At 70.2% G+C, this 18,682-nt stretch carries 13 protein-coding genes; 6 read left to right on the plus strand and 7 right to left on the minus strand.

The annotated features are described in order from the left end of the window. Nucleotides 1–152: 152 nt before the first annotated feature. Together AB0761_RS35225 and AB0761_RS35230 are read right to left on the minus strand one after the other, a co-directional pair. Complete coding sequence (locus AB0761_RS35225; RefSeq protein WP_377273330.1) at nt 153–1,049, minus strand: oxygenase MpaB family protein; 897 nt, start codon at nt 1,047–1,049, stop codon at nt 153–155. Nucleotides 1,050–1,138: 89 nt separating this feature from the next. After that, nucleotides 1,139–2,533 carry an MFS transporter gene (locus AB0761_RS35230; protein ID WP_377273331.1) on the minus strand — a complete coding sequence of 465 codons (1,395 nt, stop codon included), beginning with the start codon at nt 2,531–2,533 and terminating at the stop codon, nt 1,139–1,141. Nucleotides 2,534–2,683: 150 nt separating this feature from the next. Between AB0761_RS35230 and AB0761_RS35235 the strand changes: the two genes are divergently transcribed. After that, the gene (locus AB0761_RS35235) at nt 2,684–3,688 is read left to right on the plus strand and encodes a LysR family transcriptional regulator (RefSeq protein ID WP_377273332.1); all 1,005 of its coding nucleotides are present in this window, start codon (nt 2,684–2,686) and stop codon (nt 3,686–3,688) included. Here AB0761_RS35235 and AB0761_RS35240 read toward each other — a convergent pair whose 3' ends face one another. Beyond that, on the minus strand, nt 3,689–4,564 hold the full coding sequence (locus tag AB0761_RS35240; protein ID WP_377273333.1) for a fructosamine kinase family protein: 876 nt from the start codon (nt 4,562–4,564) through the stop codon (nt 3,689–3,691). It lies immediately after the preceding gene. 218 nt (nt 4,565–4,782) lie between these two features. Here AB0761_RS35240 and AB0761_RS35245 point away from each other — a divergent pair, with 218 nt between their 5' ends. From AB0761_RS35245 to AB0761_RS35255, 3 genes are all read left to right on the plus strand, one after another. Then, nucleotides 4,783–5,661, plus strand: coding sequence for a hypothetical protein (locus tag AB0761_RS35245; protein WP_377273334.1), 879 nt, complete (start codon nt 4,783–4,785; stop codon nt 5,659–5,661). 834 nt (nt 5,662–6,495) lie between these two features. Beyond that, nucleotides 6,496–7,038 (plus strand): hypothetical protein, encoded by a 543-nt coding sequence (locus AB0761_RS35250; RefSeq protein ID WP_377273335.1) that lies wholly within the window; start codon nt 6,496–6,498, stop codon nt 7,036–7,038. A gap of 52 nt (nt 7,039–7,090) precedes the next feature. After that, nucleotides 7,091–8,974, plus strand: coding sequence for an FG-GAP-like repeat-containing protein (locus AB0761_RS35255; protein ID WP_377273337.1), 1,884 nt, complete (start codon nt 7,091–7,093; stop codon nt 8,972–8,974). Between the two features lie 444 nt (nt 8,975–9,418). Here the strand turns inward: AB0761_RS35255 and AB0761_RS35260 are convergent, their stop codons facing one another. After that, nucleotides 9,419–12,808, minus strand: coding sequence for an ALF repeat-containing protein (locus tag AB0761_RS35260; RefSeq protein WP_377273339.1), 3,390 nt, complete (start codon nt 12,806–12,808; stop codon nt 9,419–9,421). A 568-nt stretch (nt 12,809–13,376) separates the two neighbouring features. Between AB0761_RS35260 and AB0761_RS35265 the strand changes: the two genes are divergently transcribed. Both AB0761_RS35265 and AB0761_RS35270 read left to right on the plus strand, forming a co-directional pair. Then, complete coding sequence (locus AB0761_RS35265) at nt 13,377–13,919, plus strand: hypothetical protein (RefSeq protein WP_377273340.1); 543 nt, start codon at nt 13,377–13,379, stop codon at nt 13,917–13,919. A 52-nt stretch (nt 13,920–13,971) separates the two neighbouring features. Then, the gene (locus tag AB0761_RS35270; RefSeq protein WP_377273341.1) at nt 13,972–16,281 is read left to right on the plus strand and encodes a S1 family peptidase; all 2,310 of its coding nucleotides are present in this window, start codon (nt 13,972–13,974) and stop codon (nt 16,279–16,281) included. Nucleotides 16,282–16,404: 123 nt separating this feature from the next. Here the strand turns inward: AB0761_RS35270 and AB0761_RS35275 are convergent, their stop codons facing one another. From AB0761_RS35275 to AB0761_RS35285, 3 genes are all read right to left on the minus strand, one after another. Beyond that, complete coding sequence (locus tag AB0761_RS35275; protein ID WP_377273342.1) at nt 16,405–16,947, minus strand: carboxymuconolactone decarboxylase family protein; 543 nt, start codon at nt 16,945–16,947, stop codon at nt 16,405–16,407. 214 nt (nt 16,948–17,161) lie between these two features. After that, complete coding sequence (locus tag AB0761_RS35280) at nt 17,162–17,941, minus strand: class I SAM-dependent methyltransferase (RefSeq protein WP_377273344.1); 780 nt, start codon at nt 17,939–17,941, stop codon at nt 17,162–17,164. Nucleotides 17,942–18,168: 227 nt separating this feature from the next. Next, nucleotides 18,169–18,540 carry a VOC family protein gene (locus tag AB0761_RS35285; RefSeq protein ID WP_377273345.1) on the minus strand — a complete coding sequence of 124 codons (372 nt, stop codon included), beginning with the start codon at nt 18,538–18,540 and terminating at the stop codon, nt 18,169–18,171. Nucleotides 18,541–18,682: the final 142 nt, after the last annotated feature.

Consider the following 18,682-nt stretch of genomic DNA (forward strand, 5'->3'; position numbering starts at 1 on the left):
TCGCAAGCCGCCCGCCCGACGCCGGTGCATCGGCCGACGGCGGGCGGCCTGCTTCGATGACCTCGCCGTCCGGGACAGTCCCGTGGCGGGAGGCCTCGCCCGCGTCACAGCAGCGAGCTGATCCAGCGATGTCGCCGAGGTCGAAGCACGGGCTAAACGCCCGCTGCGGGGTGCGGGCCGGCCGGGGGCGACATCGCCCAGCGGATCATTCCGGTGAGGGCGTAGCCTGCGGCCTGCACGCCGACCTCCTCGACGATCGGCAGGTAGGGCAGCCGTAGGGGCAACCTGGCCCACAGGGGGAGCAGGGCCACCGCGCTGGCGGCGAGCACGGCATACGGCGGCCGGGCGGCCCAGGGCAGGGGCGGCCTCAGGAGTATGAACCTCGCGGCGTCCCGGGCCTGCGCGGTGGCCCGCAACTCGCCGCGGTAGGCATCCAGCGGCTCGGCCAGCCCGGCCTGGTCGACGGGCGGATCGGGGACGCCGAGGGCTCGGGCCACGTGGGCGGCGTCGGAGACATAGCCGTCGTAGCCGGCGTCGTCCAGTGGCGCGGCGCCGTAACGCCGGTGGGCCCGCAGAAAGCTGTCGACCTCGGCGGCGTGCACCCAACCCAGCAGGTGGGGATCGGATGCGGCGTACTGCTCCCCGCTCGGAGCGGTGCCGCGTACACGCTCATGCGCCGCCCGCACATCGTCGACCGCGCTCTGCGCGTCAACGGCGGTTCCGAAGGTCGTCACCGCAAGGAACGTGCTGGTGCGCTGCAGCCGCCCCCAGGGGTCGCCCCGGTACCCGGAGTGGCCGGCGACCGCGGCCATCGCCACGGGATGCAGGGACTGCAGCAACAGCGCCCGCAGACCGCCCACGAACATGGAGGCATCACCGTGCACCGTGCGGATCGGCCGATCGGGATCGAACCACCGAGGTCCGGGAGAGCCGTGGATGCGGGCACGGTTGGCCGGCCCGTCGGGTCCGGCCACCCGGGTGAACAACTCTGCGCCCAGGCGGCGTCGCACCGCGACGAGTCCCGGAACCTTCGGGACACCAAGCTCCACGACGGCCACTGTACGCTTCGGGCGGTCCCCGGCTTCGCGTCCGTCGGCGAGGCCGGTGGCGGGCGGGGGGCATGGCGGTGACTGCGGCCCTACCTGTGAGCCTGCTGTCCTCTCTGCTGGCGGACGATCAACAGACCGGCCAGTGCGCAGCCTCCCGCCGGCAGCAGCAAGGCCAGAGCCGTCCCATGGTCACTGCCCCCGGCACCGACGCTGACGAAGGCGCCCATGACGGCGACGCCGAACGTCGCCCCGACCTGCCGGACCGCGTTCAGCAGGCCGCCCGCCGCACCCGCACTGCCCTGCGGGGCGGTACTGATGACTGCGGTGACCAGCGCGGGCAGCGCGAAGGACACACCGAAGCCGGAGAGGAGCAGCCCCACCGCCAGCAGCGGGTACGAGGTCCCGTCCCAGACCGCGGCTGCGAAGGTCAAGGTGCCCACCGTCAGTAGCGCCAGGCCACCCGTGGTCGGCTTCCATGGCCCGACCCTGGCGACGATCCGCCCGGTCAGCAGGGGATTGAATCCAGGCGGCAAAGTCATCGGAAGGAATGCCGCGCCGGCCAGCGTCGGCGACAGGTGCAGCGTCTGCTGCAGCAGCAGGGGCAGCACGAAGAGCACGCCCAGCATGGTGAAGTTCACCGCGGCCCCGGCCAGGAGGATGGATCGCATCCCGCGGGCCTGCAGCACCGCCGCCTGCAGCACCGGGGCGGGGCTGCGCCGCTCGCGCAGCACGAAGGCGCTCCCGGCCGCCAGTGTCGCGGCCCCCGACCACCCCGCATGCACCCGGGCGCCGGAGCCCAGTGCGATCAGCACATCGGTGAGCAGCGCCAGCGTCGTACAGGCGGCAAGCTGTGCCCACCAGTCGATGACCCGTGCCCCTCGCTCGCAGTGCACCACGGTCCCGGCGCTGAGCGCCAGCACCACCGCGGCGATGGGCACATTGACCAGGAACACGGCCCGCCAGCCGGCCAGGTCGACCAGCACTCCGCCGACGATCGGTCCGAAGGCCATGGCGCAGCCGCTGACCGCAGACCACACGGCGACAGCTCCGGCCCGCTCGGCGGGGTCCGGGTAGAGACGGGTGATCATCGCCATGCTCGCGGGCACACAGGCCGCCGCAGCGACGCCCAGCACGGCGCGCAGCAGCACCAGCGTCCACAGGTTCGGGGCGAGTGCGCTCAGCAGCGAGCCCACGCCGAAGGCGGCGATGCCGAAGCGGAAGGCACGGTGCGCGCCGAAGCGGTCGGCAGCCGCGCCGGCCGACAGGAGCAGAGCGCCGAAGGCGACGCTGTAGCCGGTGACGGTCCACTGGAGGCCGGCCGTCGAACTGCCCAGCGACCGGGCGAGATCCGGTTCGGCCACCGCGAGCACGGTGGTGTCGAGCAGCACCATGAAGTAACCCAGGGCGATGCCGAGGAGGGCGCGGGTGCGCCCCGGCGGTCGGACCGCGACCGGCGGCACGGGGGCGAGGGCGGCAGGGGGCATCAGAGTGTCTCCAGGTGGTCGGGGGTTCGCCACTCACCCTGTGTCCCGGTCGCGGACTGCTCCACCGCCTCCGCCTGACGCAGCATTCGGATAATCCGAACGCGCCGTATCCTGGGCTGCGAAGGGGAGAGCCGAGATCTGGAGCATCGCGTGGAGTTGCGTCAGTTGCGCACCTTTGAGGCGGTCGTGACCCATCGCACCGTCACGGATGCCGCTGTGGCTCTCAGCCTCGCCCCGTCCTCGGTGTCGGACCAGATCCGTACCCTGGAGAAGTCGCTGGGCGTCGCCCTGTTCGACCGCGCGCCCCGCGGAATGACCCTCACCCCTGCCGGGGAGCGACTGCTGCCCTGGGCACGGCGCCTGCTCGACCAGGCCGCGCAGGCGCGGCACGAGGTGGTTGCGACCCGCCCGCAGCTGCGGCTCGGCGCGCTGGAGACCATCGCGGCCACCCATGCGCCCGCCGTGCTGGCCCGCCTCGCCGAACGCCGTCCCGACCTGGAGGTCTCGCTGCGCACCGACGCCGCCCGCGACGGCCTCCTCAGCGGGGTCGCCACCGGGGAACTGGAGGCGGCACTGATCCTGGACACCGCGGGCCCGCTCGGCGAGCTGGGCTTCAACCTGCCACCGGTCCCACTGGACCATCTCGACCTGGAGGACGTCCCACTCGCCCTGGTCGCGGCGCCCACCCATCCGCTCAGTGCCCAGAGGTCACTTGCCCGGGGCGATCTGCGTGGTCAGCGCCTGCTGGTGAACACCCCCGCCTGCTCCTTCTGGCTGGCGGGAGAGCACCTGCTCGGCCAGGACGTCGAACGGGTACGCACCGGTGGCGTGGCGGTCACCCGCGCCTGCGCGGAACGCGGCCTGGGGATGGCGTTGCTGCCCGAGTTCGCCGTACGGGACGAACTCGCCCTGGGCTCGCTGATCCGGCTCCCTCTCGACTCGTCCTCGCTGCACCTGCACCTGCGCCTGGTCTGGCGCACGGACCGCGAAGCCGTACCGGGACTCCGGGAGCTGCTGTACGCCGTTGCGGCACAGCCCGCCACGGGAGGCGGGACCGGTGGACGGCGATCTCCCGCTGTCGACGGCGAGATGCCCCTGCCTGTCCGTCCCCGACCCGGCCTCCGTGCCAGAGGGCCGGAGGGCCGGATCTGGTGACTACGAACGGAACGGTTTGAGCGTGGCACGGACCTGGTCTGCCGCACCCCAGTCGTGCTCGAACTGGGCGATGACGGCGAGGTGCTGCCGCAACTGGATGATCGGCATCCTGGCGGGCCAGTCGTCGTCGAGGCCGGTCAGTTCCGCGTACCGCGCGAAGAACCGAGCCGCTTCGGGCGGGTGCGGCGAACTCCACAGATGGGCCAGGTCCACGTCGGCCCACATATAGGAGACCGCCGGGTCGATCAGAGCGGGTTGCCCGTCCCGGGTGGCAAGGATGTTGTGTGCCCACAGGTCGCCGTGGGTCAGGCAGGCCGGCCGGGAAGGCAGCAGCTCGGGGAGCCGCTCGCACAGTCGCTCCAGCGCTCGCCGGTCCCGTTCGTCCAGCGCCGCCCGCACCCGGGGCTCCGGCAGCCAGCGCAGCAGGCGGCTCCGGGCGAAGAAGGCATGACCGTCGGTGTCCCAGGTGTTGTCCTGCCGGTAACTCCCCAGCCAGTTGTCGCGGGACCAGCCGAAGCGGTCGTGCACGGTGGTGGTGTGCAGCCGGGCGAGGGTGTGGGCAAGCTGCTCCCAGAAGTCCTCCTGGGTCGGACGCGGCTGCAGAACGGACAGCACCAGCACATCCCGGCCCGCGAGCACCACCTCCGGGGTGGTGGCCCCGCCCAGCTCGCTGAGCACACGAAGCCCCTCGGCCTCCGCAGCGAACAGACCGTCAGAAGGCGTCTCGCGAAAGGCCTTCACGAAGACGGACGGGCCCTGGCGGCGCGTCGCGATACCCGCGACGGCAGCCATTCCCCCCTCGGCCGGGGTCACCGACACCACATCGCCCAGCCCCGCCCGGCGCAGTTGGTCCAGAAGCAGGGATGAGATCGACATGAGCATGGACGCTACATCACGGCGCGGTGGCCGTCAGCTGGTCGTCCCGATCTTGAGGGGGTTGGTCGAACGGGAGCCCCTACCGGGCGGCCTCGGCGGATGCCGCACCTGCGATTGCCACCCGGCGGAGGACGGATCGGCCTCTCCGACGTCTCCGCTTCATGCGGACCACGCCCGGCGACCATATGCCGCTCACCTGCCGGCGGGACGTTTCTGGCATGACCACTCCCCTTCCGCGCCGCCGCTCGCTCACCGCATCCGTGATCGGCCTCGCCACCGTGTCGCTCACCGCCTCCCTCGCCGTCCTCGCCCCCGCGACGCCGGCGTTCGCCGACGCCAACGCCGTGCCGACCTATGAGGTGAAGATCGATCTGACGACGGCTGCGCTGGACGCTTCGCACGCCCCCACTTCGGCTGTCAAAGCGGCCTTCGGGATCACAGGCTCCGCCAAGGCGCGTGCCTACGAGTACTACGACACCGCCGCGCTGGACCTGAACGCCCAGGGCTGGGACGTCCGGCTACGGCACAAGTCGGGCTCGGACTTCGAGGAGTCCTACAAGAAGCGTTTCCCGGTGACCAACGGCGACATCGAAGCCGCCCTGGACGAGGCGAACGCGGAGGGCTTCGACAGCAGCGACACCAACTACGACGCCGAGGTGGACTGGGGCTACAGCAAGCAGACCCTGAGCTTCAGCAACGAGAAGAGCCACAGCGGCAGCGGCTACTCCGGTGCCTCGATGCCGTCCAGCAGCACCGGCCGGAACTGGCTGGTCAATGAGATCCCCGGCAAGCTCGACGACTGGCTCGGCAGCAACTGGGGTTCGGACACCCTTGCTGCCTCCAGCGTCCACGGCCCGGTGGCGTCTCAGGTCTGGTCGGGTGCGTGGGAGGCGTCCGACGACGCCGGCATTGAGGTGCTCCCCGTGAAGGCCGCCAGTGGGACCGGCACCGAGTACATCGTGGAACTGTCGTTCAAGACCGACGACTTCGGCGACGCCTCCGAGCTCCACGCCGACGCCATCTCGGTCGCCGACGCGCACGGCTGGCTGTACCACGGCGACATCCTCAAGACCCAGCTGATTCTCGACCGCTACTGAGCGAGCGGGCCGGCGGCCCGTTTCGCAAGGCCCGGGCCGGAGCGCTACCCCCGGCCCGGGCCGCCTGCCACTGCAGGCCTTGGGCGGTGGCCCATTCACCTGGTCCTGCGGGCTGGAGCCCAGTTCCGGGCCGAGGCCGGGCGGGCCGGGGATGACACCACCGGGCGGATGACGGCGGAAGGCCGCGTCGATGCGCGGGTCCGGCTCGGTGGCCTGGCGTGATGGCTCGGTGAGGCGGATGGCCAGGGCTGGAGAAACTCCGGGGCAGCGGCCCCGATCGGCAGAAGGGGCGCGGCCGCTCGGCAGCCTCCGGGTCCGCGTGGGTCGGCGCCAGGCTCCGGTGGACCTTGCAGGTACCTGTCGCTGGACGACCCTCATGAGGAAGCCCGTTGTCCGGCGGGCCGGGGATTGCCGGCGGCAGAGGATGTTCGCAGACCCAAATCGCTCAGCACAATGGAATTGACGGGCTGTTGACCGGAGTTCGTCAAGATCGAGCCAAGGTTGTGGGCGCCGAGGTCATTATGTTGAGGTTGTCGACGTCTCAGCGTGATCACTCGTGACGATCCGTCAGGAGGCGAGCCTTCTATGTCCCGATATCAGGCCGCAATTGATGTTGCGATGGATTGGCCTGCTTGTGCTGGGTTGTCGAGGCGGGATGGTCCATGCGCTCGGTGGATTTGCAGAGGTGAGCCGGGTGCGTATGCGCATGGGTGCTTATGCCGGTGGTGGGTGCAGGGAGCATTGCGGTTCGGTGCGGGATGTCTGGCGGGTTCTGTGCTGCTCGTGGTTGCCGCGTGCGGGAGTCGTGTGCGAATTTCCCGTGTTTGAGGGCTGGTGAGCGGTTTGCTTGCCGGCGAGGCGAAGAACAGGACATCCATGAGACTGATGACTCGTGCGCTGATCACGGGTATTGCTGGCGGCGCGGCCGCGCTGGCGGCCGTGTTCGGGACGGTGCACCACTCGGCTGACCGGCCGTCCGTTGCGTCTGTGGCGCAGGGGGCTCCGGCGTATGCGGTCGAGAACTACGCATATCCGCATGCGGATGAAATCCTTGCGGAGCAGGGCATCGTACTCAAACGCGGTAATGGCCGCATTCTGCTGGCCGAGTGTGACAGTGAGGCGGGGCTGCTGGAGGTCTGGTCCCGTTCCGCGCCGGAGAGGATCTGTTTCCGGACGACCGGTGGGCCGGGGTATCTCAGTCTGGAGGTTCCCTCGGTCTATGTCGTCAAGGGCGGTGATGACGCCAGCACGGTCACGATGACCTATGACGGTGCGCAGAGCACGGTCGACGTTCCGGAGGACACCTGGACCCCGGTTGGTGAGGGTACCGACCCCGGGCATGAGTATGCGCTGCTGGAGATTGTCACCGGTGGCTGACCGGGCACCGCGTCACCGATCGTCGTCCCTCCTCTTCGACAAGGAACCGGTTTTGAGAGCCGTACGCAAGGCCCGCTCCACTGCCGCGGCCGTCGTGGCCGCCGCGCTGGTGGCAGCGCCGCTGACCCTTCTCGTTTCGCCTGCCCAGGCCGTCGTCGGCACCGAGCAGGCGGACGACTCCTACGCCTTCACGGCGCAGCTGGCCGTCGGTGACGTCCAGCGCGGCTGTTCGGCCGTCCTGGTCGACCGCAACTGGTTGCTGACCGCGGCCAGTTGCTTCGTCGACGACCCGGCGGCGAGTCTGACGGTGCCGGCGGGCAAGCCCGTGCAGAAGACGGTGGCCACCATCGGCCGCACCGACCTCACCAGCACCAGCGGTGATGTGCGCGAGGTCATCGATCTCGCTCCGTACGCGGGGCGTGATCTGGTGCTGGCCCGGTTGGACCGTCCGGTCCTGGACGTCACCCCGGTGGAGATCGGCACCACCGCCCCTGCCGCCGGCGACCAGCTGGTGGCGGCCGGATACGGCCGCAGTGCGGACGAGTGGACACCTCTGAAGCTGCACACCGGCGCCTTCACCGTCGATGCCGTGAACGGCAGCGACGTCCAGGTCACCGGCCAGGACAACGCCAGTGTGTGCAGCGGCGACGCCGGCGGCCCCGTCCTGCGGACCACTGGCGGCAAGCCCGAGCTGGTCGGCCTGAACAGCCGCTCCTACCAGGTGGGCTGCTACGGGGTGGACACCGCCGAAGGCACTCCGAACAGCGCCGTCGACACCCGGGTGGACGACCTGGCCTCGTGGATCGCCGACAAGACCCGGGTGCCCCGCATCCATGACTTCAACGGTGACGGCAAGGACGACGTCGGCCTCCTGTACAACTACGGCGTCAACGCGGACGGTACCAACCACTCCGGTCTCTTCACCTACACGTCGACCGGCAGCGGCTTCAACAACCCCGTGAAGGTCTGGGACTCCGGCACCGGGAGCTGGAGCTGGGACAGCAGCAAGCAGGTCGCCGGTGACTTCAACGGTGACGGCAAGTCCGACGTCGGCGTGCTGTACAACTACGGCACCGACGCGGACGGCGTCAGCCACACGGGCCTGTGGACGTTCACGTCGACCGGCAGCGGCTTCAACAAGCCCGTGAAGGTCTGGGACTCCTCCGGGAGCTGGACCTGGAGCAACAGCATGCTGGTGGCCGGTGACTTCAACGGGGACGGTAAGTCCGATGTCGGCGTGCTGTACAACTACGGCGCCAACACGGACGGCACGAACCATTCCGCTCTGTGGACGTTCACCTCGACCGGCAGCGGCTTCAACAACCCCGTGAAGGTCTGGGACTCCGGGACCGGAAGCTGGAACTGGAGCAGCAGCATGCTGGTGGCCGGTGACTTCAACGGGGACGGTAAGTCCGATGTCGGCGTGCTGTACAACTACGGCGCCAACGCGAACGGTACGTTCCACTCCGGTCTGTGGACGTTCACCTCGACCGGCAGCGGCTTCAACAACCCCGTGAAGGTCTGGGACTCCGGGACCGGAAGCTGGAACTGGGACAACAGCAAGCCGGTGGCCGGCGACTTCAACGGGGACGGACAGTCCGATGTCGGTGTCTTCTACGACTACGGCACCGATGCGGACGGCGTCGGCCACTCCGGTCTGTGGACCTTCACCTCGACCGGCACCGGGTTCAAGAACCCCGTCAAGCTGTGGGACTCCACCTCAAGCTGGACCTGGAGCAGGAGCACGCCCGTCGCCGGTGACTTCAACGGCGACGGCAAGTCCGACGTCGCCGTGATGTACGACTACGGCACAGCGGACGGTGGCCGCTCCGGTCTTTGGACCTTCACCTCGACGGGCACCGGCTTCGCCAACCCCGTCAGGCTGTGGGAATCCGAAGTCAAGAGTTTCGCCTGGAGCAGCATGAAGATCGCCTGACCCGAAAACCCGGTAGGCGGCGGAAGCAGCGGATGCTTCCGCCGCCTACCGATGTGAGCATGAACGGCAGCGGACGATTCCGGGCGGGTACGCGCACTGCAGACGCGGGCCCTGGGGTGCGGTCCGGGCAGGTTCGTCCTGTTGGCGGTCGGGGAGGTCCTCGGGGAACTCCGACGGCCCGAGGCGCGGGTGCCCCCGGATGGCGGGCAGTTCGGATCGCCCGTCCGGCGGCCGATCCGGCTCCACGCCTTGCGGCGTTCGAGGTCCGGAGTGTGGCGACAGCTCAGGATCTGTGCCCGGAGCGGCGTTGTAGTGCGTCAGCCGATCCAGGTCGGCGGACAGATGGAGCGGCAGAGCCGGAAAGGCCCGGGGGCCGGCACGGAACGAGTTCCGTGCCGGCCCCCGGGAGTCCTGCCAGGGCCGACTGGCCCCAGCCCCGCGATGTCACCAGTGGCTCGACAGCCAGTGGACGCTCGAGGACGTAAGAGTGTGGACGGCGGATATGACCTTGGTGCCCACCGGAGCCACCTTCTCGAAGGACCTGTCAATCACCCTGGCCTGGCCGAAGGTGATCAGCGACAGCGCGGTCAGCCCGGCGGAGTGGGCGAACTCCTTGCTGTTGACCCCGTACCTGATACCGGTGAACACGGTGCCGAGGACGTCGGCACCCACGGACACCTGGTCCAGGAACTCCGCGACGCCCACCAGCACCAGGGCACCCGGCTCGTCGCCGGTGAGCGCGGAGAAGCCGGCCAGGCCGTAGGCGCCGACCGCGGCGAACGAACTGGCCTGGGCCAGCGATTCGGAATACTCGGCATATCGCTCGGCGTCCTCCTTCCACCAGGGAAGGTCGTCGCTCTCGGTCCCGCTCTCGTTGACCTGGTCGTTGGTGTCGTTGTCGGCGGGGTTGGTGCCGTCCTCGCGGGCCTTCCGTGCTGCCTCAGCGGCCTGCCGAGCCGCCTCCGCCGCCTCGGCCTGGCGCTTCTGGACAGCGATCCGGCGGGCGTCGCTTGCCGCCGCCGCTGCCGTCTTCGCGTCCTGGCCGGCAGTGATCGCGGACTGACGCGCGCTGGCCGCCGACGCCTGGGCACTGGCGGCGGAGTTCAGAGCGGCGCGGGCCGAGTCGATCGCCTTGTTCGCCGAGTAGTTCGCCGAGCGGGCGGCGCCCCGCGCGGTGGCCGCCGCGGCCTCGGCCCGGTCCGCCGAAGCCTGGGCGGAAGCGGCGGACGCATCCGCGTCGTTCGCGTTCTGCCGTGCCTGCGCGGCGTACTGGTTGGCCTGGCTCGCCGAGTCCTGCGCCTTGGAGGCCCAGTCGGCTGCCTCCGATGCCGCCTTGCGGGCGTCGGCGGCCGCCTTTGAGGCCAGCGCCGCGTTCTGCTGCGCCAGGCACGCGACCTTCGCCGCCGCAGCGATCGCCCCGCTGATCGCCGTGGTGTGGGCCGCGAAGTCGTAGTCGAGCTGAGCCGACTTGTGCTGTACGACCTGGATGAAGTTCCTGCGCATCCAGGTCGGACCCTCCAACGCCACCGAGGCGAACGCCTTGGTGTAAGGGCCTCCGGTGTACAGGAGCTGCGCCGTGGCGACGCCGTCGTCCTGCCGTACCGCGTCAGGGTAGTCGCTGGCGAAGAAGTCATGCAGCTTCTGCGCGGTGTTGTCGTCGAGTGCGGCCTGCGCTGCCGCCTTGACAGCCGTGCCGGGGTTGGTGGAGAGGACCTGCGCGATCCCGACGCGGTTGTCCTGCGCGGCGGCCGCGATCACCCCGGTGGTGAGGAAGTCCCGGACTGCCTGAGGATCACTGCTCGCCAGTGCGGCCTGTGCCGCGTCGGCGAGGTTCGGGGTCGATACCTGGGCGAGGTAGAGCGCGGTTTCGGCGTCGTCCTGGGCCTGGGCGAGGTCACGGTCCGCGCTGATCCAGGCGTGCACGTCACTGTCCTCACCGGACAGGGCGAACTGGGCGGCCTGCCGCGACCACGATCCCGGCGCGTCCAGGACACCGACGGCGGCCTTGCGGCCCAGCGTCGTGGCCGAGTCCAGGTCGTTGTCGGCCAGCGCCTGCTCGGCCTGGGTGATCAGGTCCTGCAGGGCCTGGGAGGTCTGCTGCTCCTGGGTGCGGTTGCTCTCGTACGCCGCCTTCTGGTCGACCTCGGACTGGGCGAGCAGCGAGGCCTCGTCAAGACCCTGCTGCTTGTCCTGCTCCACACGCGCCAGCTCCGCGTCCTGGGCTGCCTGGGCCACTGTCATGGCGTCCTGGACGGCCTGGCTGGCGGTGTTGGCGGCGTCGACCGCTGCGGCGGCGTGCGCGGTGGACTTGTTCGCGTAGTCGATGGCCTGGCCCGCGTACTGCGCCGCCTCGTCGGCCGCGTCAGCGGCCGCGTCCGCGTGGTCCGCCGCGCTGTTGGCGGCGTCGCGCGCAGTGCGTGCGGCCGCTGCGGACGTGTTGGCCTGGGACTGCGCGGAGGCCGCGGCGGAAGTGGCCTGGCCCGCAGCGGCGTTGGCGATGTCCGCCTGGCGCTTGGCCTCGGCTGCTTCGGCCTGTGCCGCGCCGGAGGACGCGGCGGCCTGGGCGGAGGCATTGGCGGCCGCGGCGGCGTCGCGGGCCGCGGAGGCGGCTGCCGAACCGGCGTTGGCGGCCTTCGCGGAGGCGGTCGCGGCGTAGTCGGCGGCCTGGGCGGCGGTCCGGGCCTTGGCGGCGGCGTTGCGGGCCGCGACCGCGGCGTTCTTCGCCGCGCTGGCCTGGGAGGCGTCCTTGGACGCCGCGATGGCGGAGTTGTAGGCGCCGGCTGCCGCGGCGCCGGCTGCTGCGGCAGCGTGGGCGGCCGCGCTGGCGGCCGTGGCGGCGCGGCGCGAGGCGGTCACGGCGGCGGAGGAGGCCTTGATCGCGTTCCGGGAGGCGTTCGCTGCGCCCTTGGCGGCAGTGGCTGCCTTGCGGGCGGCCGCACCGGACTTCTCCACGTCCTGCTGCGCTGCCTGCGCCTCCGCCGCCGCGGTCAGGGCAGCCTCCTTGGCCTCCGCTGCGGCGGTCTGGGCGCGGTCGGAGGCTTCGACGGCGAGGTCGGTCTCGGCCTGGGCGTGCTTGCCCTCCCGGTCGACGACCGCGACCAGTTCGTCGATCGTCGCGGTCTCCTGGTCACGAGCGCGGGCGATGTGCTGGCCGGTGTCGAGGAACCACTCGAAGTCTGCTGCGGTATTGGCGGTGAGGGCCCGGCCCGCGTACTTCTTCACCTCAGGTCCGGCACTGACCAGCAACTGGGTGATCTGGACCCGCATGTCGGTCTGGCGGGCGGTGTACTGGCCGTTCAGGAGGAAGTCCTCGAAAGCGTCCTGGGTGTTGGTGTCCAGGGCGGTCGAGGCTGCCTTGTTGACGGACGTGCCTCCGGTGCCCGCGACGGTGACGGTGGCCACCCGCAGGTCCTCCACGAGGGCTGACTGGTAGGCGCCCGCGAGGAACGCTGCCACCTCACTGTCGTCGCCGTTGAGGGCGTCGGTCGATGCGCGGCGCAGTCCCGTACCGGCTACGCCGAGGTAGGAGAGGACCGCGGTGCGGTTGTCCTGCGCGGTTGCCTGCGACAGGCCCTCGGCCAGGAAGCTCTGGATGTCGGCGTCGGCGCCGTGGAGCGCGTTGCCCGCAGCCGCCTTGACGCCCTCCCCGCCCAACACCCACGCCCTGACCGCCTGGGCCCGGTCGGTGTCCGGCAGCGGCAGCGGATCGAAGGTCCCACCGTCCGTGCTGTCGGCTCGCGCGATGGGAGCTAACGCCAGGGGAGAGGCCGCGGCAGCGGTGACTGCCGCGACGGCACTGAGGAAGCGGCGTCGACTCCAGAACGTGGTCTGCATAAGCGTGTTGTCCCTTGTCCTTGTCATGAAGGCCGGTAGGCGAGTCAGTGATCAGTGACACGGCAGGTGTCCCGTACGCCCGTGTGCTTCACGGGCGTGCGGGACCCCGCTTCACCGCATGGCGATTCGAGGTCGTGAGCGGCAAGGGATGCTTGCAGAGCTAAATCGGTCAGGGCAATGGAATTGACGGGTACGTTCGCGCGTGTCACCAAATCGAGCCAACGTTGATCGTCGGGAGGATCCTCCCGCATGGGGCGCCGGTTTCTCAGTGTGAGTGCCCGTGGCGTTCAGTGGCGATACGTCAGTGTGTGCGCCATCTATGTCCGGAAATGGCACGGCAATTGCTGTTGCAGGGTTTTGTGCTTCTTGCTCCGTGGCCGCCGGGCGAGAGTGGGCGGTGCGGTGGTGGATCTGCTCAGGTGGGGTGGAAAGGTGCGTAGGTCGCCTACGTACACCCACCGTCCGCGCGTAGACGTGGCTGGATGGACGCAGGGCATGTGGCGGGTTCTGTGCATTTCGCGGTTGCCCGGCCGGTAGCGCTGTGCGAATTTCCTCTCTTTGAGGGCTGGTGAGCGGTTTGCTTGCCGGCGAGGCGAAGAACAGGACATCCATGAGACTGGCGACTCGTGCGCTGATCACGGGCATTGCTGCCGGCGCGGCCGCGCTGGCGGCCGTGTTCGGGACGGTGCACCACTCGGCTGACCGGCCGTCCGTTGCGTCTGTGGCGCAGGGGGCTCCGGCGTATGCGGTCGAGAACTACGCATATCCGCATGCGGATGAAATCCTTGCGGAGCAGGGCATCGTACTCAAACGCGGTAATGGCCGCATTCTGCTGGCCGAGTGTGACAGTGAGGCGGGGCTGCTGGAGGTCTGGTCCCGTTCCGCGCCGGAGAGGATCTGTTTCCGGACGACCGGTGGGCCGGGGTATCTCAGTCTGGAGGTTCCCTCGGTCTATGTCGTCAAGGGCGGTGATGACGCCAGCACGGTCACGATGACCTATGACGGTGCGCAGAGCACGGTCGACGTTCCGGAGGACACCTGGACCCCGGTTGGTGAGGGTACCGACCCCGGGCATGAGTATGCGCTGCTGGAGATTGTCACCGGTGGCTGACCGGGCACCGCGTCACCGATCGTCGTCCCTCCTCTTCGACAAGGAACCGGTTTTGAGAGCCGTACGCAAGGCCCGCTCCACTGCCGCGGCCGTCGTGGCCGCCGCGCTGGTGGCAACGCCGCTGACCCTTCTCGTCTCGCCTGCCCAGGCCGTCGTCGGCACCGCGCAGGCGGACGACTCCTACGCCTACACCGCGCAGCTGACCGTGGGCGACTACCAGCACGGCTGCTCGGGCGTCCTGGTGGACGAGTACTGGCTGCTCACCGCGGCCAGTTGCTTCGTCGACGACCCGGCGGCGAGTCTGACGGTGCCGGCGGGCAAGCCCGCGCAGAAGACGGTGGCCACCATCGGCCGCACCGACCTCACCAGCACCAGCGGTGCTGTGCGCGATGTCGTCGAGCTGGTCCCGTATCCGGGCCGGGATGTGGTGCTGGCCCGGCTGGCCCGGCCGGTCCTGGACGTCACCCCGGCGAAGCTCGGCACCACCGCCCCTGCCGCGGGCGACCAGCTGCTGGCAGCCGGATACGGCCGCAGCACGGACGAGGTGTCCCCCACGAAGCTTCACACCGGCGCCTTCACCGTCGACGCCGTGAACGGCAGCGACGTCCAGGTCACCGGCCAGGACAACGCCAGTGTGTGCAGCGGCGACGCCGGCGGCCCCGTCGTGCTGATGCCCAGCAGCACCCCCACTCCCACCCCGACGGCCACCGGCCCCGTCATCGGCGGGGGGCCCCTTCCCATCACCGACGACAGGCCCCCGGTGGTGGCTCTGAACAGCCGCTCCTACCAGGTGGGCTGCTACGCGGTGGACAGCCCCGAAGGCACTCCGAACAGCGCCGTCGCCACCCGGGTGGACGATCTGACCTCCTGGATCTACCAGAAGATCGACGCCCCCCGCATCACCGACTTCAACTGCGACGGCATCGCGGACATCGCGATCGCCGACCCCGAGGCGACCGTCAACGGCTTTGCCAAGGCCGGTCTGGTCCGGGTGGTGTACGGAGGCGGCAAGGGCACCGTCGAACTCAACCAGGACCTGAGCACGATCGCGGGCAGTGCGGAGGCCGGTGACGAGTTCGGTGAGGCGATCGCCGTCTTCGACCACAACGAGGACGGCTGCAGCGACCTGGTGGTGGGTACCCCGTACGACGACCTCCCCGGGGGAGCCGACGCCGGGTTCGCCGACATCATCTACGGCTCCCCGAGCGGGCTGACCAACGGTCAGGCGTCCCTGCACCTGGAGCAGGGCTCCGGCTCCGGCGCCCTGCTGGGCATGGCCTCGAAGGCCGGGGACCAGATGGGCGCGACCCTCGCGGCCGGGCAGACCAGCTCGGGTGAGCCCTATCTGCTCGTCGGTATCCCGGGCAAGGATGTCGGCGCCGCCACCGATGCCGGATCGGTCGTCTACCTGCGCGGCAGCGTCAGCGTTGCGATCAGCCAGGACTCCTCAGGCCTTGACGACACCGCGGAGACCGGCGACCACTTCGGCTCGGCGATAGCGGCGTCCGAGGCCGTCATCGCCATCGGCGCTCCGGGTGAGGATCTCCCCGTCACCGACGCACTGGGCAAGGTGACCGGCACCGCAACGGACACGGGAGCAGTCACCGTCCTGTCGCACGACCTCAACTCCGGTGGCATACCCACTCAGCTGGGCTTCGTCAGCCAGGACTCCAAGTCCTTCACCTCGGAGAACGAGACCGGCGACCAGTTCGGCGCGTCGCTCTCGACGGCGACCTACTACCAGTACCTCGCTCTTCCGAACGGCGTCAAAACGCAGCTCTCCAACGCCGTGATCGCCGTCGGCGTCCCCGGCGAGGACACCACCGTCGGCAGCACCTCGTACGCCGACGCGGGCCGGGTCGTACTCATCAATGACCGTCTCAACGCGATCTCCCTGGGTGAGAGCATCGATCAGTCCCCCGCGGACGTCAGCGGCGGCCCGGAGGCCGGCGACCGCTTCGGCGCCCAGGTGACGCTGGCCGACCTGCCGGGGGACGGCATCAACAACCTCGAGTTGGCCGTCGGCATCCCCGGTGAGGCCCTCGGCAGCGTCGCCCAGGCCGGCGCCGTGCAGATCTTCAACACGCAGGGCAACCCGGGTGACGCGGACTACTGGCTCCAGGAGGGCAGCGTCGGAGTTCCGGGGACTCCCACCGCTTCCCACAAGGTGGGCAGCAGCATCTACGGCACGGGTAACGCCCTGTATCTCGGCATGCCGTACGGTCCGAACACCCATGGCAGCCTGTATGCGGTGCCGTGGTCCAACATCACCGGCGGCACCGTCGCGGCCGTGACCACCTACGCCCCCGGCGCGGGCGGTCTGCCCGCCGCCGGCGTGCGGTTCGGCTGGGCCGCGAGGTAACCAGCTGCGGAAGGAAGTCGGGGGCTCGCACGGATCACCTTCCGTGCGAGCCCCCGACTGCTGTCAGCTCCGGGCGGCCACCGTTGTGGTTGTGGGCCGCCGGCGCCTCGGCCACCGCAGCGGTCAGGCGCGCTGTCGCAGGTAGCCGTGAGTGACGATCCGGCGGGCCGAGTCGCGGTAGTGGTCGGGGTCGGCGGGGAGTTCCGTTCCCAACCCGTTGACGTAGCGGTTGTACATGCAGAACGCGGCTGCGATCAGCACCGTGTCGTGGAGGTCCGCGTCCTCCGCGCCAGCCGCCCGAGCCAGGGCGACCGTCTCGTCGGAGGCCGGCGTCACCTCCGCCCGCACCTCGTCCGCGACGCGCAGCAGGGCGCGCAGCCGAGCGTCGATCGGTGCCGTTGCCGGATCGGCGAGCACGGCCTTGACCAGCTCCTCACCTCCGTCCAACTGCTGGGCGGCGAAAGCGCCGTGCGAGTCCGCGCAGTAACGGCAGGCATTCCGCTCCGACACATACGCCGCGATCAGTTCGCGCTCGCCGCGCGACAGCGGCGACGGACCGCGGAGCAGCGTCTCCGCCAGCAACATCAGCGGCTGCGCCGTGTCCGGTCGCGTGGCCAGCAACCCGCCGATGCCGGGTACGGGTGCTTTGATCGAGACATGCGGCACAGCGGTCTCCTTCTCGTGGGAACGGCAGCGGCAGACTACTGGCCGGAGCCGCTTCGGCGAACCGCACGGCAGCGGATCGCGCCGTGGTCGCTGTGAAACGCCGTCATCGATATGGCAAGTGACGGGGCATCACAGGCTCGGCGGCCGCATCAGCGGACCGGCCATGCGCGTGGGACGGCGTGCGGCGCTCCTCGGGCGCTTCCGACGTGATGCCTCACAGCCGCCTGACGCGCAGCACGCCGGTCAGCATCGGGAGAGTGAACTCGCCGTGGGCGGTCTCCGGCCTGCCGGCGAGGAATGCACGGATCCGGCCCAGCGCGGCCTCTCGCTCCTGTTCGGGCATGACCAGCATCCCCGCGCGCGTCGCCAGGGTCGCCACGAGAGAGTCGGCGGTGCGGCGCTGCCCATGCGGGAACTCGGCCTGCTCCGGCGAACCGAACCGGGCAGGCGCGTCAGTCCTGGGAAGGTGCATGTCGGCCGTCTCGGCGCGCCAGCTGGTGGGCGTGTCACGCGGTCCGATGGCCGCGCTGCCGCTGACCTGTGCGAGCCCGGCAACCCATTCGACCCCGTCGTCCATCACGTTCCAGAGGCCGGCCAGGATGCCGCCGGGTGCGAGGACCCTGGCGATCTCCGGTCCCGCGACGGCCATGTCGAACCAGTGCATGGCGTTGCCGGCCAGCACGGCATCGACGGACGCGTCCGGCAGCGGTATCGCCTCGGCGCTACCCGGCAGGGCGTGGACAGCCGGCAGTGAGCGGCGCAGCTCGGTCAGCATCGCCGGGTCGGGCTCGACCGCGATCACTTCGGCGCCCAGCGCGACCAGCGTGGCGGTGAGCTTCCCGGTCCCGGCGCCCAGGTCGAGCACGCGCAGGCCGGGCGCGGCCTCCAGTGCCCAGCGCACCGCGGCCTGCGCGTAGTCCGGGCGGTGCTCGGCGTATGCGACCGCCGCAGCGCCGAACGACGAGGCGTGAAGCAGCTGTTCGTCCTTGTCCATGCGGTCACCGTATCGGTGCTCCTGACGGTGAACCACCCCGCCGCCGGCTCTGTTCACGGGAACCGACCGCACCTGTACTCAGGCTGCGGCGGGCGGCGCGGCGGTGGTGATGGAGCGCGAGCAGTGGGTGATCTCCGTCGGCTGGAACGAGCGGCACGAAGCTGGAGTGGCCGAGTCAGGCAGTTGGTTCCGGTGGCGTCCGTGCAGGCCGGCAGACCTGTATCAGCTCAGGAGACGCGGGCCCGGAGCAGGCAGAACTCATTCCCTTCCGGGTCGGCGAGCACATACCAGGACTCCTGGCCGCTCTGGCCGACGTCAGCGAACCGCGCCCCCGCAGCAAGGAGACGTTCGAGTTCGGCATCCTGGTCTCGGTCGGTGCTGTTGAGATCGAAGTGCAGGGGCAGCTTGCCGTTCTTCGGCTCCTGGGTCCGGCTGAGCACCAGAGTGAGCTGAAGGCCGTCAGCCCCCTCCCGGGGGCCGATCTCGATATCGTCGCCCTCGCGCCCCAACACCACAAAGCCCAAAACCTCGCACCAGAAGCCGGCAAGCAGTTCCGGGTCACGGCAATCCAACACAAGCTCTGTGATGCGGCAGGCCATGCGCTGTCCCTACCCCCGTCGCACCGCACACATACCTCCTGGCGCAGGTGGCTCCTGCCGCTGACCGCCCGTGCGCCGCAGCAGGCCGTGCACCGCCGCTCCGTCGGAGACAGCGCGCCGCAGGACACCGTTGCTACGGCAG

The sequence above is a fragment of the Peterkaempfera podocarpi genome, from assembly GCF_042466665.1.
GTDB classification, from domain to species: domain Bacteria; phylum Actinomycetota; class Actinomycetes; order Streptomycetales; family Streptomycetaceae; genus Peterkaempfera; species Peterkaempfera podocarpi.

Bases quoted from the DNA above. Each gene is read 5' to 3' on its own strand.
- AB0761_RS35260 (WP_377273339.1), bottom strand. From the start codon at position 12,808: ATGCAGACCACGTTCTGGAGTCGACGCCGCTTCCTCAGTGCCGTCGCG.
- AB0761_RS35240 (WP_377273333.1), bottom strand. From the start codon at position 4,564: ATGTCGATCTCATCCCTGCTTCTGGACCAACTGCGCCGGGCGGGGCTG.
- AB0761_RS35280 (WP_377273344.1), bottom strand. From the start codon at position 17,941: ATGGACAAGGACGAACAGCTGCTTCACGCCTCGTCGTTCGGCGCTGCG.
- AB0761_RS35285 (WP_377273345.1), bottom strand. From the start codon at position 18,540: ATGGCCTGCCGCATCACAGAGCTTGTGTTGGATTGCCGTGACCCGGAA.
- AB0761_RS35230 (WP_377273331.1), bottom strand. From the start codon at position 2,533: ATGCCCCCTGCCGCCCTCGCCCCCGTGCCGCCGGTCGCGGTCCGACCG.
- AB0761_RS35245 (WP_377273334.1), top strand. From the start codon at position 4,783: ATGACCACTCCCCTTCCGCGCCGCCGCTCGCTCACCGCATCCGTGATC.